The sequence below is a fragment of the Streptomyces sp. NPDC054961 genome (assembly GCF_053609145.1).
This window is the reverse complement of sequence record NZ_JBSGWY010000012.1, coordinates 123,685-145,666: the sequence shown is the minus strand read 5'-3', so window position 1 is coordinate 145,666 and position 21,982 is coordinate 123,685. Positions and strand designations below refer to the sequence as shown.

Below are 21,982 nucleotides of genomic sequence, written 5' to 3'. Positions count from 1 at the left end.
ATGCGTATGCGTAAGGCGACCGCGGCTTTGGCGGGTTTCCTGCTGGCCGGGGTCGCCGCGACCCCGGCTCATGCGGAGACCATTCGGTCGCAGCAGTGGCATCTCACGTCTATGAAGGCCGAGGACATCTGGAAGACCAGCACAGGTAAGGGTGTCACCGTCGCTGTCATCGACGGTGGTGTGGCACCCATTCCTGAGCTGGAAGGGCAGGTAGTCCCAGGAAAGGACTTCGCCACCACCTACAGCGGAGATGAGCGAACGGACTCGAATCACCACGGCACAAGCATGGCCGCGCTGATCGCCGCGACTGGTAAGCATCCCAGTGGTGACGGGGCGTTCGGGCTTGCGCCGGGGGCCAAGATCCTTCCAATCCGTGTTCCAGAGGGTGTTGACGTCAAGAACGCGGCCTGGACTGCGGCGATTAGGTACGCGGCGGACTCGGAAGCGAAGATCATCAATATCTCCTTGGCTTCGGGTGCAGACGATCCAGACCGCCTTGACGCAGTGAAGTACGCCCTCTCGAAGGGGAAACTGATCTTTGCGGGCGTGGGCAATCGTGGAGACGCAGCGAACGATGTCCTCTACCCCGCCGGGACGCCCGGTGTGGTCGGCGTCGGCGCTGTTGACAAGGACGGCAAGGCGACGGCAGAGTCGCAGCACGGCGCCCAGGTAGATCTGTCCGCGCCCGGGATGGACATCGTCACAGCTTGTGGTGGCAAGACTGGACTGTGCACGAGCCACGGCACCAGTGACGCAACTGCTCTCGCCTCGGCCTCAGCGGCATTGATCTGGTCGATCCATCCCGAGTGGACCAACAATCAGGTGCTCCGGGTCATGATGAACACGGCAGGCAAGCCCGTCGGCGGCGCCGAGCGCAGTGACTTCGTCGGCTTCGGGGCAGTCCGTCCGCGCATCGCCGTGGTCACCCCCGGTGACCCCGGCCCGGCGGACGTCTACCCCCTCCCCGACCTGGCCGCGGCCGGCGGCGGGGCGGGATCGAAGAGCTCGCCCGCGCCCTCCTCGGACGGCAAGACGCCCCAGTCAGCCGGCGCCTCCACCCCCGCGCCCGCCCCCCAGGCCGAGGCGAAGAAGGGCGGCGGTAGCGCCCTGCCCTGGCTCGCCCTCGGGCTCGGTGCCTGCGTGATCATCGGCGGCGCTGTGACCGCCGTCGCCGTGCGGCGCAGGAACAGCTGACCCACCCAGCCCCACCACGCAGGGCCGTAGTGCAGTGCACCCAGAGGCAGAAGGAGTAGGGCACCCATGTCGTTCGACGAGGAATGGTCCGCGGCCCGGACCACCGCCGCAGCCAATGTGTCCATGCGGCTCAACCACGTCCCGACGGAGCCCGGCCCGGGCGGGGGTGGCGATCTCGAGCTCAACCAGGACCACATCGGTGAGGTCGGCTCCGAGGCCTACAAGCTCCACACCCGGCTCTCGACCGACGGCAAGCACGCCGCCACCGCCACCGCCGAGGCGGCCGGCGCGCTGACGCGCGAGAACTTCGCGAGCGGCGCCGCCCTGCTGAAGGTCAACACCCGCTGGGAGAGCCAGCTCAAGACCCTCGTCGCCGCCTGCGCGAACATCTCCAACGGCCTGAACTACTCCCTCTCCTCCCACAACAAGGACGAGCAGCAGTTGCACGCCGATTTCACGTCCTCCAAGATCGACCAGCTCCTCAAGTAAGGCGACGGACACGTGCTGACGTACGAGAACGTGATGAACGCGCCCTTGGGGCAGCTCCAGACCGCGATCACCGACTGGGCCGCGATGGTCAAGAAGCTGGACGAGCTGGCGGAGTCGGCGCGGGGCGGCATGAAGGCCAAGTCGGACAAGGCCCAGTGGAGCGGCGTCACGGCCGGCGTCGGCCGCTCCTTCATCGACAAGACGGCCAAGGAGTTCGACGACGCGGCCCACGAGGCCAAGGGCATCCACCTGCTCCTCACCGACGGCCACACCACCATCAAGGCGGCCCAGGACGAGATCAAGAAGCTGGTCGCGGACGCCCCGGCCGCCGGATTCCGGATCGACGAGAGCGGGCGGGTGTCCGCCATCCCGCTCGCCGATCCGCAGGACCGGTACGCGGCCCAGCACGATCCGGACTACCAGGCCTCGGTCCGCAAGAACCAGGGCCTGTGGCAGGAACGGGTCGACCGGGCCGTCGAGAACGCCCAGGACGCCGACGACTCCCTCGTCCGCGCGCTCCAGGCCAACGTCACGGACGACAACAACTTCACCGCGCCGAAGTACACTACCCTGGACGCCGAACAGGTCGACCGCGCCGCCGCGCTGATGAAGAAGGTCACCGGCGAAGGCGGCACGGCCCGCAACCCGGAGGCGCTGCGCGAGCTGGAGGACCTGCTCGACGACAACCGAGAGGACCCGGAGTTCGCGACGGGCTTCTACCGGACGGTCGGCCCCGAGGGCACGTTGGAGATGTACTCCACGATGTCCCTGGACGCGACCGGCCTCGGCCCGGCCGGCAAGGACCGCGCGCTGATGGTCGCGAACATCCAGAGCGACATGGGCGCGATGCTGGGCCTGGCCACGCACAAGGACGTCCCGAACCACCTCGACGCCGCCTGGACGACCCAGCTGATGAAGGCCGGCCACAAGGAGATGCAGGTCACCGGTGGTGTGACGACCATCTACGGCTATCAGGCACTCGGTGCGCTGATGCGCGAAGGCACGTACGACACGGAGTTCCTGACCTCGGTCGGCCGCGACATGATCGCCATGGACCGCAAGGACCCGAAGGCCTGGGAGTACCACACCCCGTACGGCCTGGACTCGGTGCTCAACCAGGGCGAGGGCGGCGGCCGGGGCTTCTACCCGCTGACCGGGCTGATGGAGGCGCTGGGCAACAACCCGGAGGCGGCGACGGCCTTCTTCAACGAGCCGGTCCGCGAGGACAGCAACCACGACGGCATCGTCACCAAGGACGACAAGCCGGTCAAGGGAGAGCACGGGCAGGCGCAGGGCACGGTCGACTACATGCTCGACAAGAAGCCCTACATGGACAGCTTCGACATCACGAAGACGGGCGACCTGCACCCCGCCCAGGACGCGCTCGGCGGCGCTCTGGAGGCGGCGGTGTCGGGCCGCGTGGCGGGCGACGAAGACGCGAAGCCCGTCCCGCACACGGGCCCGATGACGGACGTCATGGAACGGGTCGTCGCGAAGATCAGCGACAACCCGGAGCTCGTGGCCAAGCCGGGTGCGGACGAGGCACCCCCGTTGGGAGGCATGTCCGGCAGCTTCGGTCGGATGGCGGCCGAATACATGCCGGACATGCAGGCGGCCGCGGCGAATGACGGGCAGGGGATCAAGACCTTCGGCGAGCGGGCCGACTTCAAGAAGTCCGACATGGCGCGGTTCTTGGGGGCGGTGGCGCAGGACCCGGAAGCGTACGGCGTGATCACCACTGCTCAGCAAACCCACACGACCGCCTTGGTCAGCGATGTCATCGCGCATCGCGCCGACCATTCGGAACTGGATCTGGCGATCTCCAATGCCGTCAATCCGGGCGGTCAGATCGCGGGCATCCTTTCCGAGGCGCGGGCGCAGGGCACCTATGGCGAGGCCGGCCACACGAACGAGGAGTACGTGAAGGGCGTCGAGGACAGCGCCAAGTGGGTCAATCGCGGTATCAGCATGGCCGGTGCGAAGTATCTGGAGCTGGTCCCCGTGGCAGGAGACGTCGTGGAATGGCTCCAGGAAGACATCACCGAGGCCATCGTGGACAGCGCGAAGGAGGACGTCGCGGAGAAGATGGGCAAGACCGAGAAGGGGGTCATGGCCAGCTACGTGGATGCGGAGGCGGCCGCCAGCAAGGCGGCGGAAACCGCTGTCGCCAATGCGGCCAGGGGATCGGGCATGAGCGCTACGGACATCAAGGACCTCCAAGAGGGGGCGGGCCGGGAAACCGGGACGGCGCACACGACCGGCCGGACGCTCATGTCTTCCGGTAAGGCGGGCTCCTGAGATGCCGAGGCGCGCGGTCTTGTGCTCCGCCGGGAATGTGGTCGCTGCTGTGCTGCTCCTCTCGGCCTGCACCGGGGAAGCCAAGCCGGGGGCGGCGCCCCTGCCCGATCGGGTCTGCTGGGGAGCGGGCGCTTTCGCGGGCAAGGACGTGGCTCGGACGGCGGGTACCGGGAAGACGGTCCGGGACGACTCTCCTGCCGTGTTCGCCCTGAACGAGAACGACAAGAGCACCTCCTGCCAGCTCTACGTCGACGGTGACACCCGGTTCAGTGCCCGTGCCTCGCGCCGGTCGGTAGAGCAGGAATTCCGTTGGTTCAGCTGGGAGAAGGAGAACCCCGACAAGCTCGAACTCGGCAGCGGCGGGATCGTCTGGGACAGCGGTGCGGCGATTTCCTTCACGTGCAAGAGCCCCGAAGGCCCCTTCAAGGTGGAACTCGTCCTCACCAGTGGGTCCGGTCAGGGCAAGCCCAAGGATCCGCGGCCCTTCTTCACGGACATGATGAAGCCGTACTACGAGTTCGCCACCGCGCAGCTGCACTGCGCTGCGTGAGCGGGCTTCGTTAACGAGTCGTGCCATCTCCTGGTGCGACCCCGAACGCGGCCGTGGCCGCTCGGTGCCAACCCATGGCCGATTCCGTACGCGGCGACGTCGCTCGACAGGTCGATGGACCGATGTGGAAGCCGGGTGGCGACGGCGGCGACACGGACGCCTTCGACAACGGACGGGTCAGCGGAATGCGGGTACCAACCATGACCGATGACAGGACCGCGGACAACGTCGTGGCGCGCAAACGCGGGCGGCTGATCGGAGCGGCCTGGGCGATCGCCGTCGGAGTGGCTCTCTCCGGTTGTACGGGGGGCAGTGAGGAAGCGGGGCCGGCCACGCTCTCCTCCCCTCCCTGCTGGGGATTGCTGACCGCGGACGACGTGGCTCCCGTGCTGGAACGGGGCAAGAGCGCGCGGGCCGAGGCCGACGATCTCGGCCTGACCGTGACGCAACACAGGCTGTCCACCTGCCATGTGAGCCAGGACGGCTCCGCCGGCGAGGTGCGGGGCTCTGTCGAGTGGCGGCCGAACAATCCGCATCGCAACCCCGACCCCAAGGCGGCCTGGCACACCGGTGTGCTCGTCGACAAGCAGGTGGTCGACGAAACCTGGGGAGTCGGCGGAGGCAGCTGGCCTACAGGGGCGCGGGTGGCGGTGCAGTGCGACGTAGAACTGCCTATCGGGTCGCCCGACGAGTACAGATCGGACAAGTTCCTCGAGGTACACGTCCAGGGGGCGGTGGCGAAGGGCGTCGACGAAGCAAAGGCGCGGAAGGCTTTCGCCGATATGACGCTCAAGCTCGCCAAGGGCGTCGCACAGAAGATCGGGTGCACCAACGACCTCGCACTGCCGTAGGGGGTGTGCCTGGAGGCCGGTGACGTTGGACCGAGCACGGGCGGCTGGGTGTTCCCCGACCCGATCCGCGGGGAACCGGGGGTCCCGGTAGTTCATCGCACGAGTCCGGTCCCACGTCCGGGCCGTAGCGGGGGACGGTCGGTTCTGGGCCCACGACGACGGGTCAAATGGGACAAGTAACACCGCGGCCCTTACCTCCGCCTCGGCGGCACCGACCTGGTCGATCCGTCCGCAGGCCCCATAGTGCAGTGCACCCGTGCATGTACGTAGAGGCCGAAGGAGTGGCGCACGCCATGTCGTTCGACGAGGAATGGTCCGCAGCCCGGACCGCTGCCGCCAACTTATCCCTGCGCGCCAAATCGGCCTGCTCCTCAAGTAAGGCGGCGGCCAGGTGCTGACGTACGAGAACGTGATGAACGCGCCCTTGGGGCAGCTCCAGACCGCGATCACTGACTGGGCCGCGATGGTCAAGAAGCTGGACGAGCTGGCGGAGTCGGCGCGGGGCGGCATGAAGGCCAAGTCGGACAAGGCCCAGTGGAGCGGCGTCACCGCCGGCGTCGGCCGCTCCTTCGTCGACAAGACGGCCAAGGAGTTCGACGACGCGGTCCACGAGGCCAAGGGCATCCACAAGGCACTGACCGAGGGGTACGAGGCCTTCGCGTCCTCCCGCGAGCAGCTGCGGAAGATCGGCGACACCGAGGCCCCGGCCGCCGGCTTCCGGGTGAGCGCCACGGGCAAGGTCGAGCCGGTGCCCTTCACCAGCGAAGCGGACCGCAGCGCCGCCCGCCACGACCCGGACTACATGGAGTCCGTTCGGGTGAACCTTCCGCTGTGGCAGGCGAAGGTCGACGCCGCCGTCGACCGGTGCGACGACATCGACCAGTCGCTGTCCCGGGCGCTGGCCGCCAACGTCACGGACGACAACAACTTCACGTCGCCCAAGTACGGCAGCCTCGACGCCGAACAGGCGAGCCGCGCCGCGGGGCTCGCGCAGAAGGGCCGCGGGCTCACCCATGCGGAGCTGGCCGAGCTCAACGAGCTGCTGGCGGACAACGCCAAGGCGCCGGAGTTCTCGACGAAGTTCTACGAGGCACTCGGCCCGAAGGGCGCGCTGGAGTTCTTCGGGACGATGTCCACGGACACCTTCGACTACGCGAAGCAGGATCCGGAGCGGCTCAAGGACGTACAGGAGCTCCAGAAGAACCTGGGCTTCAACCTGGCCACGGCCACGAATTCCACCACCGAGCCCCACCTGTCGGACCACTTCGCCCAGGATCTGCGCAAGCTCGGCACCGAGCGGATCCCGCTGGCACGCCACGACCAGAACCCGCCGTACGGATACCAATTGCTCGGCGGCATCATGCGGTACGGGAGCTACGACCCGAAATTCCTCGTCCCGATCGCGGAGCACGCCACCCAGATCCACGCCAAGGACCCGGACTTCTTCAACCAGGCCCGCCAGATCAACGGCTACGGCAAGAACATGCTCAACCCGTCGGGCATCAACGGCGCCGGCTACGACCCCGTGGTCAGCTTCCTCGAAGCCCTGGGGCACAGCCCGGAGGCGGCGCAGCAGTTCTTCGACCCGGAACGCGAACCGCACGCGTACGACAAGGACGGCACAGAGAAGTCCGGCACGGCGGACCTGGGCAAGGGCCCGGACAAGAAGCCGATCACGAGCTACCTCGACTTCTTCGGACAAGAGAAGTACGACTGCACGATCGACACGGAAAGTACGAACCCGGACGACCTGAAGAAGGTCCAGCAGTACATGCCGGACGCCTTGGGCCACGCCCTCGAGGCGGCGACTCTCGGCCACGCCTGGGACGACGCGGCACCACGGCTCGAGCGCGACGAGGTCTCTTCGAGAATCATGGAAAAGGTGGTCTCCAAGTACGGAGGGGACGCCGCGCTGCTGAAGCACCAGGAGTCGATGGCCGACAGCCTCGGGCGTATGGGGGCGGGATACATCGATGACTTGAACGCCGGTCTGAACGCCGACCGCGACAAGAACGTCTTCGAGGAGCTCGCTCGAGGACACGCGCAGTTCGGGCAGGAAGACGCCCGCAAGTTCCTCAGCAGCCTGGGCCAGCACCCTGATGCGTACATCACGATGTCGAGGGCGGAGTCCATCTTTCAGGCTTCCGTTCTGGAGTCTCAGGTGGGCGGGGACGGAAAGCTCAACGAGAGTGGTCTGAGGGAGGCGGCTCGGACGGGCGGAGAGTTCCAGGGCATTTTGGACGAGTCCCGAGGCAAGCAGATCGATGCCGAGTCGGAGAAATGGCTCAAGGACTATGACCGGGCCATGGAGAAACGCTCGGGTTGGATCGAGTTCGGCGCAACGGCGGGCATCGTGGCGGGTGTCGCCTTCCTGCCGGCCACCGCGATGGCTGTCGGTGCGGCCGCAGTGATCGTGCCGCTCGCCGTGGACACCGGCAGTGGGGTGCTGGAGCAGGCTGCCAGTGGGCTCATCAGCGACTGGTCGGCAGACGAGTCCGAGCGTAAGAAGGACAAGATGGACGGCAAGGCCCACGACGACAAGGCGAGCGTCTACCGGCAAGGTGAGCTCCATGCCACGGGGCCCGTGGACAGGTTCCTGGAGCGGCACCCGATCGGCGAGGGCGACCCGCTGGACGAGGTTCTGAGGCAGTCGGCCATGACCGGTTACAACTGGGGTTGGGGTCTGGAGAGGCACGCTGGCAACGAGTCCCAGGTGAGGAAGTAGGTGGGGCTCGGATGAGGGGCCGGCGCGTAGGAAAGGGATCCGGAACCGTTCGTCAGGGCGGTGTCGCGGTGGGGGCGGTGCTCGCCGCTGTTTTCGTCGCCGGATGCGGCGGGACCGAGCGGGAGGCCCGACCGGTTCGGCTGTCGGCTGCCGAGGTCTGTGGCGGGGAGCTCCTCAATGCGGGCGCCGTGCGCGCGCTAGAGCGGCTCACCGGAGCAAAGGAATTCGATCCACAGGGCAAAGGGAGCGAGGGCGTGGCGGCGGTGGCCGAGCATCTTGCCGGCGGCTACGCGGCGATCGCCTCCTCACGGGGTGGCCGGGTCTGTGAAGCGGTGCCGTTCGACACGGCCAACAAGCGCAGAGTGTCGGTGTCGTTCGAGCTCCAGAGTGAGCTCATGCGGACAGGGGAGCAGAGCGAGAGCGGGAAGGGCTCGTACTGGGAATACGACCTGGGCCGTAACGCCCTCGCCCATTCTTGGCAGGCCTTTCTCTTCTTCGACTGCGCGAGTCCTCGGCTGGCCGGCCCCGACAAGGCGGTACCGGTCACCGCGAAGGTCTACGTCACGTCCGGCTCCGAAGGCGATGAACCCGAACTACGCGAAGCCAATCTGGCCCTCGCGCACTCCGCAGCTCTCGCGATGGGCAAGGAGCTGGGGTGCAAGGACAACGGCGGGCTTCCGCAGACGCTGGTCCTCAGGCAGAAGACGGCCAGGACCGAGCCATGAGGCGACGATGCGCGGGGAAGCACCTTCTGTTGTGCCCCCTTCGCTTGGAAAGCGGTGACCGGAATGAGACAGGTGACGCACGGGTGATCACGACGGCCCGGTCGGCGCACGAGTACGGGCTTTCCCATGGAGACGTCAAGCTGTGGCACAGCCCTCCCGCCCCCTACCAATGGGTTCAGCCCGTGTGGGCGGCCGCTGCCACGGCCTGCGGGAAACCCGCGTGCTTGAATCGCGTGCATGACCACAGAACCTGATGGTGGCGACTGGTTTCAGTCCCTTGTGAGCGCTGCCGGTTGGGGCACGAAGCAGGCACTCCAGGTTGACTGGGCGGCTGTCGAGGAAGGTCTCGGATACCGGTTGCCGAGCGACTACAAGCGACTCGTGGAGCGCTTCGGGAAGGGAACGTTCGACGACGGATACATCGACCTGCATGCCCCCGAGGACTTCGTCGTCTGGGCCCGGTTCCATGAGGAGACCGGCGCGCTCCCGTGGGCGAGCAACGAGCAGGAGCTACTGCTCTGCTGGATCACGGGCGGAGCGGACCCGGATGCTTGGCCGGTGTGCGTAATGGAGGTCTCTGAGGACGTCGGTGACCGGTTCGACTGCACTGCCACGGAGCTGATCTTGCAGATGCTCACCGACCCGCAACATCCCTGCACGATCCCTGCCGACTACGGCTCACATTGGTTCGTTCCGGAGGGCAGTCCTTATCGGACTGCCCCGCCCGGGTTCTGAGGGGCACCAATGAGCTTTTTCCAACCTCACGTTGAGGCGTGGTGAAGGACGAGGACGGCCTTCACCACGTCGGTGATTCGGTTGGTGCTACAGCGGAGCTTTCGCAGGAGGCGCCAGCCCTTCAGGACGGCCATGGCCTGCTCGCCGACGCAGCGGATCTTGGCGTGGCTGCTGTTGTGACGTCGTTTCCAGCGCTTGAGCCGGCGGCCCCGGAAGGGGACTCGGATGTGTCGGCCGGCGCCTTGGTGCGCCTTGTCCGCCCAGCACTTCAGTCCTTCGGCGGCGAGCGCGTCGATGATGCCATGGCTTCGGGCCGCGGTGAGGTCGTGGGGGCTCCGGGCAGGGCCGGGGAAGCCCAGAGCAGCCGGCCGAATGGGTCGGTGAGGACCTGCACGTTCATGCCGTGCCGCTTGTGTTTGCCCGAGTAGTACGGGGTGTCGGCGGAGATCCGGTCGATCGGCAGCAGAGTGCCGTCCAGGAGCACGAACGCCTTCGTCCGGGCCGTCTCCATCGCCTGGGCCAGGGTCGGCGCGCGAGCGGCCAGGACTTCGATGGCCTCGCGTATGTACCGGTAGACAGTCGCGATGCCGATTCCGAATCCGGCGGCGAGCTGGGCGTAGGTGTCGCCGCACCGCAGGTGGGCCAGGGCGAGCAGGGCCTGACGGCCGGCGGGCAGTCGTCGCCACCGCGTGCCGATCTCCCGTTGCCGAACTGCGAGCTGCTCGGTCAGGTGCCGCAGGGTGCTGCTGGACAGATCGATTGAGGACGGGTAAACAAGCACGCGAAGCTCCTGGCGGACATAGGTGATCTTGGTCGAGAACCCGTCTACCAGGAGCTTCGTCGTTACGTACAGCCCATGACCCCCTAACAACCGGGCATCGCAGTCAGGTTGGAAGAGGCTCATTTCTGTGGCAGCGCGCCCACCGACCCTCAGCCCGCCGTTCGCGCAGGTCAGCGCCCCCACCCGGGGTTTCTGTGTATTCCGTGGTTTCTGTGGCGGCCCGCCAAGGAGCGAGCCCGTGCACGACGCCCATGTCGCCGCAACCCACGCGGCAGATCCAACGCTGGTGCTGCTAACCGTCGAGGAAGCCGCCCGCCGGCTCTCCATCGGCCGAACCACCCGCTCCCACCTCATCGGCTCCGGACAGCTGGAGTCCGTACCCATCGGTCGACTTCGCCGAGTGCCCGCGGAAGCCGTGCACGACTTCCTTGCACGACTCCGCGAAGCGAACCGTCCTACCTCCGCCGCTGCTTGAGGAACCTGCCTGTGACAGAGAAAAAGCGAACCCGCCAGCCCAACGGCCGCAGTTCCATCTACCTCGGAAAGGACGGCAAGTGGCACGGCCGCGTCACCGTCGGTGTGCGCGATGACGGCACACCTGACCGGCGCCACGTCGAACGGAAGACCCGTGCTGAAGTCACGTCCGCTGTACGGGAGCTGGAGAAGCAGCGGGACGCCAAGACCGTGCGCAAGCCGGGCAAGGCCATGACGGTCAAGGCCTGGCTGACGCACTGGATCGAGAACGTCGCCCCCCTTGGGGTCAACGACAACACGATGGTTGGGTACGGAGTCGCCGTACGGAAGCACCTCGTCCCTGGGCTGGGAGCTCATCGTCTCGACAGGCTCACGCCCGAGCACATCGAGATCTTCTACGCGAAAATGCAGGCCAACGGCAGCAAGCCCGCGACTGCCCACCAGGTGCACCGCACCTTCCGTACGGCCCTCAACGAGGCTGTACGCCGCGGCCACCTCGGTAAGAACCCGGTCCAGTTGGCCAAGGCTCCAAAGACGGGCGACTACGAGGCGGAGCCCTACACAGTGAAGGAAGTGCAGCGTCTGCTGGAGGCCTCTGGCCGGCAGCGCAACTCCGCGCGCTGGGCCGTCGCCCTTGCCCTTGGGCTGCGTCAGGGGGAAGTGCTGGGTCTGAAGTGGGATGACGTAGACCTTGAGGGTGGGTTCCTTGTGGTCCGTCGTAGTCGCCATCGCCCGCAGTACACGCACGGGTGCACTGACCCTTGTGGCCGTAAAGCTGGGTACTGCCCGCAGAAGCGGCGCGGCAACCCGGAGACTTCCATGACCAAGTCGCGTGCCGGCCGCCGCGCGGTCGGTCTGCCGGAACAGCTCGTTGACCTACTGCGAGTCCACCGCAAGGCCCAAGATGCGGAGCGGCATATGGTCGGGAAGCGCTGGGTGGAAGGGGACTGGGTGTTCCCCGACGAACACGGCCGTAGCCCGTCTCACCGTTGGGACTGGGCCGAGTGGAAGGCCCTGTTGGTAGAAGCGAAGGTTCGTGACGGGCGTCTGCACGACGCGCGACACACGGCCGCCACGGTGCTGCTCATCCTCGGGGTGCCCGAGCGGGCCGTCATGGGCCTCATGGGATGGTCGACAACCGCCATGGCCGCCCGGTATCAGCACATGGTCGACGCGGTTCGGGCCGATGTGGCCAGGCAGGTGGACGGCCTGATCTGGGACGCCGCAAGTCGGAAGCATGCGGCTGACCGATCTCGGACAGAGCCGAATCATCAGACAGACCGCCACTTCCGCGGGAGTGGCGGTCTTCGGGCTGGTAGAGGTCACGACACCAGAGCGGGAGATCGTTTCACCTACGGCGAAAGGAAGGACTGCGGCAAGCACGCTTGGATTCCTCCCTGCCACCCCGTGTTGAAGTTGGCAATTCGCTCGTTTACATCACAGTGGTCCGTGGCTTTGTTCCAAGGGAAGTCGTCTGCGGTGCTCTTGATCGCCTGGCCCAACTCATCGGCGTCCCCTTCTTCGAAGCGGATCGTTCCGTCTTGCGCGGCACCATTGAGCTCGGCTCCAGCGATGCAGTCAGCCTGCAACTCGAGGGCTACGTATCGCAGGGGTACGTCCAAACGCTCTTGCACTGCATGCCCCCACTCGTGCGCAATGATGAAGTACACATAAACATCCCCGGCGGCGTAGCCCTTCTCCATGAGGTGGGTGTCCCAGGCAAGGAAGTCGGTCCCATCCCGGCAATAGAAAGCATTGTTAGGGAGAGGCGGGTTCCCTCCGCACTGTGGCTCAACCGCCGAACTGCCGTCGTATTCGCCGTAGACGGTGGGTGAACTATAAGTGCCGGTAAAGAATTCATGCCAGTGCGTCTTCCAGTACGCGTCAACCCCATTTACTGCTGCATCGATGTCTTGTTCTATTGTGTCGTCCGACGTGACAGGAAAGCTAGGGCTCCCGGATGGCACACCGCCATATGCGTAGCCGCCGCTAGCCAGCAGTAGCGCGGTGGCGAGTGGCATCCACATGCGTATCCAACATGCTTTGGCCATTGCTCTCCTCCGAAGCGTGAAGCGCGTCGGTCTTCCAATGTCCAGCACGTACGTCGGAAGCGCCGACGCAATGGACTACCCAACTAGTCAACGCCAACAAGGCTCAACTCGCACTCTGGGCAGGCTTGAAGGCGGTCTTGGGCAGCATTGCGCGAGACCCTCAGGGCCGTCGTTGCGGCCCTGCTGGTCGCAGCCGCGGCGGGTGGAGCGGCCCTCTTCCATCTGTCGGCCGAGGTTGCCGGACCTCTCCCGACTGTGACCGCGACTATCGTTCTGGGGGCCGTCTATCGGAAGGCGGCGGAGGGAGTCGAGACTGAGCACTTCTACTGTGAGGCAGGTAGAAGGCAAGGCTGCGGCAAACTCTGCACGTGACGCGGTATCAACTGAGACGGGAACTGAGACGACTGCACGAAGGGGCGGCACCCCCGTAAGGGTGCCGCCCTGTTGTTTTGCCTGTTCAAGGCAGTGGAAGCCGTGACCGGAATCGAACCGGCGTAACTCGCTTTGCAGGCGAGTCCCTCAACCACTCGGGCACACGGCTGGGTGGTGGTGATGGGTATGACCGTACGAGGGGTGGTGCGGGCGGGGAAGGGTTCCGTGAGGGGTGCAATGTGACTGCCATGGCGCGTTCACATTCGGGGTTCGGGGTTCGGGAGTTGGGTCGGAGGTGGGGCCGGGAGTGGGGTCGGAGGTGGGGCCGGGAGTGGGGCCGGAGGTGGGGCCGGGAGTGGGGCCGGAGGTGGGGCCGGGAGAGGGGTCCGTTCGGGCGGTAGGGGATGGGTTCGTCCGGGCGGTTGGGGGATGGGGTGGGGCGGCGGCGGGTCGTGGGGGTGGGGTGGCGGTTGGGGGCGGGACCTTTGGCCTAGGGCTCGGGGAGGAGGGGGGATCGGGCGGAAGGACAGGGTCGAGAGGGGGCGACGGACCTTACTCTGGGGCGATGAGCGTCCTCCCGGAGCAAGCCGCCGCCACCAGCCGCAGAGCCGTCCCGCCCCCTTCGCAGGGCGGGGTTTTCGGGCCGGCCTACCGGACGCTCAGCATCGGGATCATCTCCGTCATCTTCCTGATCGCCTTCGAGGCCACCGCCGTCGGGACCGCCATGCCGGTGGCCGCGCGGGAGCTGGACGGGATCGGGCTGTACGCGTTCGCCTTCTCCTCCTACTTCACGACGAGCCTGTTCGGGATGGTGCTCTCCGGGCAGTGGGCCGACCGGCAGGGGCCGCTGCGGCCGCTGACCGTCGGGATCGCGGCCTTCGCCGCCGGGCTGGTGCTCTCCGGGACGGCGGGGGCGATGTGGCTGTTCGTGATCGGGCGGGCCGTGCAGGGGTTCGGCGGCGGGCTCGTCATCGTCGCGCTCTACGTCGTCGTCAGCCGGGCCTACGAGGAGCGGCTGCGGCCCGCGATCATGGCGGCCTTCGCCGCGAGCTGGGTGGTGCCGTCGATCGTCGGACCGCTGGCCTCGGGCACGGTCACCGAGCACCTCGGGTGGCGCTGGGTCTTCCTCGGGATACCGGCCCTGGTGGTCGTCCCCCTCATCGTGGCGTTGCCCGCGATACGCCGGACCGCGTCCGGGCCGGTGGACCCCGAGGGTCCGCCCGTCGCGTTCGACCGGCGGCGGATCCGGCTCGCGCTCGGGATCTCGGCCGGCGCGGGGCTGCTCCAGTACGCCGCCCAGGACCTGCGGTGGCTGTCGCTGCTGCCGGGCCTGGCGGGCGCGGCCCTGCTGGTGCCCGCCGTGCTGGGGCTGCTGCCGCGCGGGACCTACCGGGCGCGGCGCGGGCTGCCTTCGGTGGTGCTGCTGCGGGGGGTGGCCGCGGGCTCGTTCATCGCGGCGGAGAGCTTCGTACCGCTGATGCTGGTCACCCAGCGGGGGCTGAGCCCGACGCTGGCCGGGTTCTCGCTCGCGCTGGGCGGGGTCACGTGGGCGTTGGGCTCCTGGGTGCAGTCGAAGGGGCGGGTGGCGCCGTACCGGGAGCGGCTGATGGTGCTGGGCATGGTCCTCGTCGCGGCGGCCGTCGCCGGGGCGCCGGCGGTGCTCGTGGAGTGGGTGCCGGTGTGGACGCTGGCGCTGGTGTGGGCGCTGGGGTGCCTGGGGATGGGGCTGGTGATCGGCTCGACGAGCGTGCTGCTGATGAAGCTGTCGGCGCCGGAGGAGGCCGGGGCGAATTCCGCCGCGCTGCAGATCTCGGACGCGCTGGCGAACGTCGTGCTGCTGGCGGCGGGGGGCGCGGCGTTCGCCGCGCTGGGCGGGGGAGCGGTGGGCGCGGCGCACTCCGTGACCGAAGGGGGCGGGGCCTCGCATCCGGCGGCCTTCGTGGTGGTCTTCCTGCCGATGGCCTGCGTTGCGCTGGTGGGGGCGTGGGTGTGCACACGGGTGGACCTTGTTCCGGGGGCGTGGCGGGCGGCCGGTCGGGACGTCGCGTCCCCCTCCGTTTCCCCCTTCTCTTCCGCTTCCTCTTCCTCTGGCCGTGCGGCTGGCGCTGGCGCGGGCGCCGACGCTGTCGAGGACGGGGCTGCGACCGGGACTTGAGCCCCCCCCCCACCGGGAAAATCGCAGGTCGTAGCGCTGGGTGCGCGGGTACGGTTCCGGGATGAGTGGATCCGGGGGCAAGCAGTTGATCGTTGAAGTGGCCGGTGAGGAGTGGGGTGAGTGGGCCGATCTGGCCGATGCCACCGGGCTGAGCGTCGAGGAGGCCGCGCTGGAGGCCGTGCGGGGCTGGGTGCGGGCCGAGCGGGCGCGGGCCGGGGCGGAGGCCGGGCGGCTGGCGGGGCGGCATGCCGTGCTGCTGCGGAGGCTCGGGGAATGAGCGCCGTGAGCACGCAGGCCGACGGGCGGCACGGCGCCACCCGCCACCTCACGCTGCGCGAGGTCCTCGACCTCGCGCGCCACGCCTGTCTCGCGCAGGACCAGCCCGTCGAGCTGCGCGCCCCCGGGCTGCTGGAGTCCGCGGTGCACCGGCCGCGGGCGCGGATGTTCGGGACGCCGGCTTACGCGGACGCGTACGAGCAGGCGGCCGCCCTGCTGCACGGCATCGCGGCCAACCACCCGCTCGTCGACGGGAACAAGCGCACCGCCTGGCTCGCCGCCGCCACCTTCCTCGCCCTCAACGGGGTCGATCTCGGCGACGCCGACCAGGACGCGGCGTACGGCCTGGTCATCGACGTGGCGTCCGGGGAAGAGGACGGCATCGGGCGGATCGCGGAGCGTCTGCGCGCGCTGGCACGCCAGGTGTGACGCTCGCCGCACGCGCCGAGGTCACGGGCCTGTCCCTCCGCGAGGGGCGGGTCCGGGCCGGTAGGGTGGCCCGGTTGTCCTACGTACGACTGCCCGTACCGCTGTCCGTGACCGGATACGCCGCCGAGAGCCCGAACCGGAGACCGTGACTACTACCGCCTCCCACCACCTCTCACCCGCCTTCCCCGGCCGTGCGCCCTGGGGAACCGCCAGCGCCCTGCGAGCCTGGCAGCAGGGTGCACTGGACCGCTACCTGGAGACCCAGCCGCGCGACTTCCTCGCGGTCGCGACCCCCGGCGCCGGAAAGACGACCTTCGCGCTGACCCTGGCGTCCTGGCTGCTGCACCACCACGTGGTGCAGCAGGTGACCGTCGTCGCGCCGACCGAGCACCTGAAGAAGCAGTGGGCGGAAGCCGCCGCCCGGATAGGCATCCGGCTCGACCCGGAGTACTCCGCCGGGCCGCTGAGCAAGGACTACCACGGGGTCGCGGTCACGTACGCGGGTGTGGGCGTGCGGCCGATGCTGCACCGCAACCGCTGCGAGCAGCGCAAGACCCTGGTCATCCTCGACGAGATCCACCACGCCGGCGACTCGAAGTCCTGGGGCGAGGCGTGCCTGGAGGCCTTCGACCCCGCGACCCGTCGGCTCGCCCTGACCGGTACGCCGTTCCGCTCCGATACGAACCCGATCCCCTTCGTCACGTACGAGGAGGGGAACGACGGGATCCGGCGGTCCTCCGCCGACTACACCTACGGCTACGGCAACGCGCTCGGCGACGGCGTCGTCCGGCCGGTCATCTTCCTCTCCTACAGCGGCAACATGCGCTGGCGCACCAAGGCGGGCGACGAGATCGCCGCGCGCCTCGGCGAGCCGATGACCAAGGACGCCATCTCGCAGGCCTGGCGCACGGCGCTCGACGCGCGCGGCGACTGGATGCCGAACGTGCTGCGCGCCGCCGACCAGCGGCTGACCGAGGTCCGCAAGGGCATCCCGGACGCCGGCGGGCTCGTCATCGCCGCCGACCAGGACTCGGCGCGCGCCTACGCCAAGCTGATCCGCGAGATCACGGGCACGAAGGCCACCGTCGTCCTGTCCGACGACACGGGCGCCTCGAAGCGGATCGACGACTTCGCCGCGAGCAACGACCGCTGGATGGTCGCCGTCCGCATGGTGTCCGAGGGCGTCGACGTGCCGAGGCTCGCGGTCGGCGTGTACGCCACCACCATCTCGACCCCCCTCTTCTTCGCGCAGGCCGTCGGGCGTTTCGTGCGCTCGCGCAGGCGGGGCGAGACGGCGTCGGTGTTCCTGCCGACCATTCCTTATCTCCTGGGCTTCGCGAGCGAGATGGAAGTCGAGCGCGACCACGTCCTCGACAAGCCGAAGAAGCAGGGCGAGGAAGACCCGTACGCCGACTCCGAAAAGGAAATGGACGAGGCGAACAAGCTGGAGGACGAGGACACCGGCGAGGACGAGCAGATGTCCTTCGAGGCGCTGGAGTCCGACGCCGTCTTCGACCGCGTCCTGTACGACGGCGCCGAATTCGGCATGCAGGCGCACCCGGGCAGCGAGGAGGAGCAGGACTACCTCGGCATCCCCGGGCTGCTGGAGCCGGACCAGGTGCAGATGCTGCTCCAGAAGCGGCAGTCGCGGCAGATCGCGCACAGCCGGCGCAAGCCGGACGCGGAGGCGGACCTGCTGGAGCTGCCGGCCGACCGGCGGCCGGTGGTCTCGCACAAGGAACTGCTGGAACTGCGCAAGTCGCTGAACACGATGGTCGGCGCCTACGTCCACCAGAGCGGCAAGCCCCACGGCGTGCTCCACACCGAGCTGCGCCGGGTGTGCGGCGGCCCGCCGAGCGCGGAGGCGACGGCGGGGCAGCTGCGGGAGCGGATCAAGAAGGTCCAGGAGTGGGCGACCCGGATGCGGTGAGGCCTTCCTCTAGGAAGTCCGACGGGGTTCGTGCGGAGGTTCGCACGGACCCCGTTCGCGTGGGCGCGTCCGCGAGGTGCGTCCGCGGGGCCGGTCCGCGCGGGCCCGGTCCGCGTGGGCGGCCGGCCGCCGGGCGGCCCGTCCGCTACGGGGAGTCACGTCCGGGGTCGTTCGCCGGTGTTCGGGTCTGCGTCCCCGGAGCCGCCGCGGCCCTGGTCGGGCCGGTCGCGGCCGCGGGCGCCCAAGAGCCGGGCAGGTCACGGATCGACGGCGAATGGGGATTTCAACCGGCATAAACCGGCAGTACGCGCCCGGATTCTGGACGAGCTCTTCCGCTCAGCGAACCTGCTCGCTACTGTCCCCGCATCGAACGCCCCGTGGCAGCGCCGCCGCGGGAGCGCAGCCGGTGCCATGGCCGCTACCGGCGGCCTCTCCGTGCGTCGCCGAGGGACCGGCGGCGCTATCCCCAGAGAGTCACCGCCGCTCACCGAAAGAGGGAGAGGCGTCGTGACCGCGGAAACCTCCCAGACTCTCGACCGAGGACTCCGAGTCCTCAAACTGCTCGCCGACACCGACCACGGTCTGACCGTCACCGAGCTCTCCAACCGCCTCGGTGTGAACCGCACCGTGGTCTACCGCCTCCTGGCCACCCTCGAGCAGCACGCCCTGGTCCGCCGGGACCTCGGCGGCCGCGCCCGCGTCGGGCTCGGCGTGCTGCGCCTCGGCCGCCAGGTGCACCCGCTGGTGCGCGAGGCGGCCCTGCCCGCGCTGCGCTCGCTGGCGGAGGACATAGGCGCCACCGCGCACCTGACCCTCGTGGACGGCACCGAGGCGCTCGCCGTGGCCGTCGTCGAGCCGACCTGGACCGACTACCACGTGGCCTACCGGGCCGGCTTCCGCCACCCGCTCGACCGCGGGGCGGCGGGCCGGGCCATCCTGGCCGCCCGTCAGGGCTCGCTCATCGAGCCCGGGTACACGCTCACCCACGGAGAGCTCGAAGCGGGCGCCAGCGGGGCTGCCGCGCCGCTGGTGGGCATCACGGGCCTGGAGGGCAGCGTGGGCGTCGTCATGCTGGCCGACGCCGTGCCCGAGCGGGTCGGCCCGCGCGTGGTGGACGCCGCCCGTGAGGTGGCCGACGCCCTGCGCTGAGCGGACACCGAGAGCCGTCAGGGCACCGGAACACCGGGCCGCGTCCCCTCCGCCGGGGGCGCGGCTCGATCCGTTGCCGGACGGCCGCGCTAGATTGACCGGGTGCTCTCTCGCCTCACACGTCTGTCCCGTCCCGCCGCCCTCGCCGTCTGCGCCGCGCCGGTGCTCGCGCTGTTCGCCGTCGCGGCCGCCGCCCCGCTGCCCTTCGTGATCGCGCAGCCGGGCCTCACGGCCGACGTGCTCGGCTCCCGCGACGGCAAGCAGGTCATCGCCGTCACCGGGGCGCCGACCCGGGACACCAGCGGCCAGCTGCGGATGACCACCATCCAGGCCACCGGCCCCTCCACCTCCGTGGGCCTGCCCGAGTTGGTCGGCCACTGGTTCGATTCCACCCGATCGGTCATGCCCCGCGAGGCGGTGTACCCGTCGGGCGGAAGCGACGAGGCGATCGAGGAGCACAACCTGGAGGAGATGACCAAGTCGCAGTCGGCGGCCTCCGAGGCCGCGCTCGGTTTCCTCCACAAGGACCCCAAGGACGTGAAGGTCGAGCTGAACCTCGCGGACGTCGGCGGCCCGAGCGCCGGGCTGCTGTTCTCCCTCGGCATCGTCGACAAGCTCGACGGGAACGGCAGCGGCGGCGACCTCACCGGAGGCCGCACCATCGCGGGTACGGGCACCATCACCGCGGACGGCGAGGTCGGCGCGGTCGGAGGGGTGGCCCTGAAGACCCAGGCCGCGCAGCGCGACGGGGCGAGCGTGTTCCTCGTACCGGCGGCGGAGTGCTCGGACGCGCAGTCCGAGCTCCCCGAAGGGCTCCGGCTGATCCCCGTCACCTCGCTGACGGGCGCGGTGGACGCGCTCCGGGCGCTGCAGAAGGGCGAGCCGGTTCCGTCCTGCTGATCCGGGACCGGGGCGGCCCGGTCAGTCCTCGGCGGCCTGTTCGACCAGGGGGATGATCCGCAGGGGTACGGGATTCTCCATGACGATCGCCGTCGAGGCCCGGACGATCCCTTCGAACCCGACCACCCGGTCGATCACCCGCTGGAGGTCCGCGTTGGACCGGGCCACGAGCCGGCACAGCATGTCCCCGTGGCCGGTCGTGGTGTGCAGCTCCAGCACCTCCGGCACCCCGTCCAAGTGGGCCCGTACGTCGGCCCCTTGACCCTGTTTGATCTCCAGCGTGGCGAAGGCGGTCACCGGGTATCCCAGGGCCGCCGGATCCACCTGCGGACCGAATCCGCGGATGACCCCGTTCGACTGGAGGCGGTCCAGGCGGGCCTGCGCGGTGCCGCGGGCCACGCCGAGCCGGCGGGAGACCTCCAGGACGCCGATGCGGGGCTCGCGGGCGAGCAGCACGATGAGCCGGCCGTCGAGCCCGTCGATTCCCATGATCACCTCCGGGGTGGTCGGTCGGTAGTCATAGTGCGCAGATATTCCAGCTATCCTCGCCCGTCAGTGTGCATTGTGTACAGCGGAAAGAGAAACTATTGCGCAGCTTGTGGAACGGCGGGACTCTGCGGTCATGACTGAGACCCAGCCGCTCGAGACCACCCCGCTCACCGCCCGTGAGGCCGACCCCTTCCCCGTGAAGGGCATGGACGCGGTCGTCTTCGCCGTAGGCAACGCAAAGCAGGCCGCGCACTACTACTCCACGGCCTTCGGCATGAAGCTCGTCGCCTACTCCGGACCGGAGAACGGCACGCGCGAGACGGCCAGCTACGTCCTGACCAACGGCGGCGCGCGCTTCGTCCTCACCTCGGTCATCAAGGCGTCCACCGACCGCGGCCGCTTCCTCGCCGAGCACGTCGCCGACCACGGCGACGGCGTGGTCGACCTCGCGATCGAGGTCCCGGACGTGCGGGCGGCGTACGCGTACGCCGTCGAGCACGGCGCGCGCGGCCTGGACGAGCCGTACGAGGTCAAGGACGAGCACGGCACGGTGGTCCTGGCCGCCATCGCCACCTACGGCCAGACCCGCCACACGCTGGTCGAGCGCGGCGACTACACCGGCCCGTACCTGCCGGGCTACGTCGCCGTCCCGCCGATGGTCGAGCCCCCGGCCAAGCGCACCTTCCAGGCCATCGACCACTGCGTCGGCAACGTCGAGCTCGGCCGGATGAACGAGTGGGTGGCCTTCTACAACAAGGTCATGGGCTTCACGAACATGAAGGAGTTCGTGGGCGACGACATCGCCACCGAGTACTCGGCGCTGATGTCGAAGGTGGTCGCGGACGGCACCCTGAAGGTGAAGTTCCCGATCAACGAGCCGGCGATCGCGAAGAAGAAGTCGCAGATCGACGAGTACCTGGAGTTCTACGGCGGCGCCGGCGTCCAGCACATCGCGCTCGCCACCAACGACATCGTCGCCTCCGTGCGCGCGATGCGCGCCGCGGGCGTGACGTTCCTCGACACCCCCGACTCGTACTACGACACGCTCGGCGAGTGGGCCGGCGAGACCCGGGTGCCCGTCGAGACCCTGCGCGAGCTGAAGATCCTCGTCGACCGCGACGAGGACGGCTACCTGCTGCAGATCTTCACCAAGCCGGTGCAGGACCGTCCGACCGTCTTCTTCGAGATGATCGAGCGCCACGGCTCGATGGGCTTCGGCAAGGGCAACTTCAAGGCCCTGTTCGAGGCGATCGAGCGCGAGCAGGAGAAGCGGGGCAACCTGTAGGCCGGTCGCGGAGCACGGCGGCGCGGGGTCCCGCGCCCCCGGCGTGGGGGGGGGCCGGGCCGGGCCCCGCCCCCCCCCCCCCCCCCCCCCGCCCGCCGGGCGCCCCCCGCCGGCGCGGGACGCG

Annotated in this window: 17 protein-coding genes, 1 tRNA gene and 2 pseudogenes; 17 read left to right on the top strand and 3 right to left on the bottom strand. The window is 68.9% G+C overall.

Features of this window, described 5'->3' with window-relative positions; translation table 11 throughout:
• The 8 genes from mycP (at nucleotide 1) to ACWF9Z_RS14410 (ending at nucleotide 9,567) form a co-directional block, all read left to right on the top strand.
• Nucleotides 1-1,194, top strand: a complete 1,194-nt coding sequence (mycP, locus tag ACWF9Z_RS14445) for a type VII secretion-associated serine protease mycosin (RefSeq protein ID WP_453601785.1) — start codon at nucleotides 1-3, stop codon at nucleotides 1,192-1,194.
• A 66-nt stretch (nucleotides 1,195-1,260) separates the two neighbouring features.
• On the top strand, nucleotides 1,261-1,683 hold the full coding sequence (locus ACWF9Z_RS14440) for a hypothetical protein (RefSeq protein ID WP_453601783.1): 423 nt from the start codon (nucleotides 1,261-1,263) through the stop codon (nucleotides 1,681-1,683).
• A gap of 12 nt (nucleotides 1,684-1,695) precedes the next feature.
• Complete coding sequence (locus ACWF9Z_RS14435) at nucleotides 1,696-3,981, top strand: hypothetical protein (protein WP_453601780.1); 2,286 nt, start codon at nucleotides 1,696-1,698, stop codon at nucleotides 3,979-3,981.
• A gap of 199 nt (nucleotides 3,982-4,180) precedes the next feature.
• On the top strand, nucleotides 4,181-4,531 hold the full coding sequence (locus tag ACWF9Z_RS14430; protein WP_453601777.1) for a hypothetical protein: 351 nt from the start codon (nucleotides 4,181-4,183) through the stop codon (nucleotides 4,529-4,531).
• A 74-nt stretch (nucleotides 4,532-4,605) separates the two neighbouring features.
• On the top strand, nucleotides 4,606-5,382 hold the full coding sequence (locus tag ACWF9Z_RS14425; RefSeq protein ID WP_453601775.1) for a hypothetical protein: 777 nt from the start codon (nucleotides 4,606-4,608) through the stop codon (nucleotides 5,380-5,382).
• Between the two features lie 391 nt (nucleotides 5,383-5,773).
• A complete protein-coding gene (locus tag ACWF9Z_RS14420) occupies nucleotides 5,774-8,107 on the top strand; it encodes a hypothetical protein (protein ID WP_453601772.1) in 2,334 nt (777 codons plus the stop codon).
• A 77-nt stretch (nucleotides 8,108-8,184) separates the two neighbouring features.
• Nucleotides 8,185-8,832 (top strand): hypothetical protein, encoded by a 648-nt coding sequence (locus ACWF9Z_RS14415; RefSeq protein ID WP_453601770.1) that lies wholly within the window; start codon nucleotides 8,185-8,187, stop codon nucleotides 8,830-8,832.
• A 237-nt stretch (nucleotides 8,833-9,069) separates the two neighbouring features.
• Nucleotides 9,070-9,567, top strand: a complete 498-nt coding sequence (locus ACWF9Z_RS14410; protein WP_453601767.1) for an SMI1/KNR4 family protein — start codon at nucleotides 9,070-9,072, stop codon at nucleotides 9,565-9,567.
• A gap of 26 nt (nucleotides 9,568-9,593) precedes the next feature.
• Here ACWF9Z_RS14410 and ACWF9Z_RS14405 read toward each other — a convergent pair.
• A pseudogene (locus ACWF9Z_RS14405) lies at nucleotides 9,594-10,348 on the bottom strand (transposase family protein).
• Nucleotides 10,349-10,586: 238 nt separating this feature from the next.
• Between ACWF9Z_RS14405 and ACWF9Z_RS14400 the strand changes: the two are divergent.
• The gene (locus tag ACWF9Z_RS14400; protein ID WP_453601764.1) at nucleotides 10,587-10,823 is read left to right on the top strand and encodes an excisionase family DNA-binding protein; all 237 of its coding nucleotides are present in this window, start codon (nucleotides 10,587-10,589) and stop codon (nucleotides 10,821-10,823) included.
• 11 nt (nucleotides 10,824-10,834) lie between these two features.
• Nucleotides 10,835-12,040 (top strand): annotated as a pseudogene (locus ACWF9Z_RS14395) (tyrosine-type recombinase/integrase); the annotation flags it as partial.
• 1,299 nt (nucleotides 12,041-13,339) lie between these two features.
• On the opposite strand, the gene ACWF9Z_RS14390 reads toward ACWF9Z_RS14395, so the two are convergent.
• Nucleotides 13,340-13,414: transfer RNA gene (locus tag ACWF9Z_RS14390), tRNA-Cys, on the bottom strand.
• A 396-nt stretch (nucleotides 13,415-13,810) separates the two neighbouring features.
• On the opposite strand from ACWF9Z_RS14390, the gene ACWF9Z_RS14385 reads away from it, so the two are divergent.
• The 6 genes from ACWF9Z_RS14385 to ACWF9Z_RS14360 all read left to right on the top strand — a co-directional run bounded on the left by ACWF9Z_RS14385 (nucleotide 13,811) and on the right by ACWF9Z_RS14360 (nucleotide 20,084).
• Complete coding sequence (locus ACWF9Z_RS14385; RefSeq protein WP_453601761.1) at nucleotides 13,811-15,400, top strand: MFS transporter; 1,590 nt, start codon at nucleotides 13,811-13,813, stop codon at nucleotides 15,398-15,400.
• 61 nt (nucleotides 15,401-15,461) lie between these two features.
• A complete protein-coding gene (locus ACWF9Z_RS14380) occupies nucleotides 15,462-15,677 on the top strand; it encodes a hypothetical protein (protein ID WP_453601759.1) in 216 nt (71 codons plus the stop codon).
• Nucleotides 15,674-16,105, top strand: a complete 432-nt coding sequence (locus tag ACWF9Z_RS14375) for a type II toxin-antitoxin system death-on-curing family toxin (protein ID WP_453601756.1) — start codon at nucleotides 15,674-15,676, stop codon at nucleotides 16,103-16,105. The genes ACWF9Z_RS14380 and ACWF9Z_RS14375 overlap by 4 nt, the downstream gene beginning before the upstream one ends.
• 145 nt (nucleotides 16,106-16,250) lie before the next feature.
• Nucleotides 16,251-18,035 (top strand): DEAD/DEAH box helicase, encoded by a 1,785-nt coding sequence (locus ACWF9Z_RS14370; protein WP_453601753.1) that lies wholly within the window; start codon nucleotides 16,251-16,253, stop codon nucleotides 18,033-18,035.
• 507 nt (nucleotides 18,036-18,542) lie between these two features.
• On the top strand, nucleotides 18,543-19,184 hold the full coding sequence (locus ACWF9Z_RS14365; protein WP_007264382.1) for an IclR family transcriptional regulator: 642 nt from the start codon (nucleotides 18,543-18,545) through the stop codon (nucleotides 19,182-19,184).
• Between the two features lie 102 nt (nucleotides 19,185-19,286).
• Complete coding sequence (locus tag ACWF9Z_RS14360; RefSeq protein ID WP_453601750.1) at nucleotides 19,287-20,084, top strand: S16 family serine protease; 798 nt, start codon at nucleotides 19,287-19,289, stop codon at nucleotides 20,082-20,084.
• Nucleotides 20,085-20,105: 21 nt separating this feature from the next.
• On the opposite strand, the gene ACWF9Z_RS14355 is transcribed toward ACWF9Z_RS14360, so the two are convergent.
• Entirely contained in the window at nucleotides 20,106-20,573 is a 468-nt protein-coding gene (locus tag ACWF9Z_RS14355) for an Lrp/AsnC family transcriptional regulator (RefSeq protein WP_453601747.1), read from the bottom strand.
• Between the two features lie 133 nt (nucleotides 20,574-20,706).
• Between ACWF9Z_RS14355 and hppD the strand changes: the two genes are divergently transcribed.
• Nucleotides 20,707-21,858, top strand: coding sequence for a 4-hydroxyphenylpyruvate dioxygenase (gene hppD, locus ACWF9Z_RS14350; RefSeq protein WP_453601745.1), 1,152 nt, complete (start codon nucleotides 20,707-20,709; stop codon nucleotides 21,856-21,858).
• Nucleotides 21,859-21,982: the final 124 nt, after the last annotated feature.

Excerpts from the sequence above, each read along its gene's own strand:
- hppD (WP_453601745.1), top strand. The coding sequence starts at position 20,707 with ATGACTGAGACCCAGCCGCTCGAGACCACCCCGCTCACCGCCCGTGAG.
- ACWF9Z_RS14355 (WP_453601747.1), bottom strand. The coding sequence starts at position 20,573 with ATGGGAATCGACGGGCTCGACGGCCGGCTCATCGTGCTGCTCGCCCGC.
- ACWF9Z_RS14385 (WP_453601761.1), top strand. The coding sequence starts at position 13,811 with ATGAGCGTCCTCCCGGAGCAAGCCGCCGCCACCAGCCGCAGAGCCGTC.
- ACWF9Z_RS14375 (WP_453601756.1), top strand. The coding sequence starts at position 15,674 with ATGAGCGCCGTGAGCACGCAGGCCGACGGGCGGCACGGCGCCACCCGC.
- ACWF9Z_RS14410 (WP_453601767.1), top strand. The coding sequence starts at position 9,070 with ATGACCACAGAACCTGATGGTGGCGACTGGTTTCAGTCCCTTGTGAGC.
- ACWF9Z_RS14425 (WP_453601775.1), top strand. The coding sequence starts at position 4,606 with ATGGCCGATTCCGTACGCGGCGACGTCGCTCGACAGGTCGATGGACCG.
- mycP (WP_453601785.1), top strand. The coding sequence starts at position 1 with ATGCGTATGCGTAAGGCGACCGCGGCTTTGGCGGGTTTCCTGCTGGCC.
- ACWF9Z_RS14440 (WP_453601783.1), top strand. The coding sequence starts at position 1,261 with ATGTCGTTCGACGAGGAATGGTCCGCGGCCCGGACCACCGCCGCAGCC.
- ACWF9Z_RS14380 (WP_453601759.1), top strand. The coding sequence starts at position 15,462 with ATGAGTGGATCCGGGGGCAAGCAGTTGATCGTTGAAGTGGCCGGTGAG.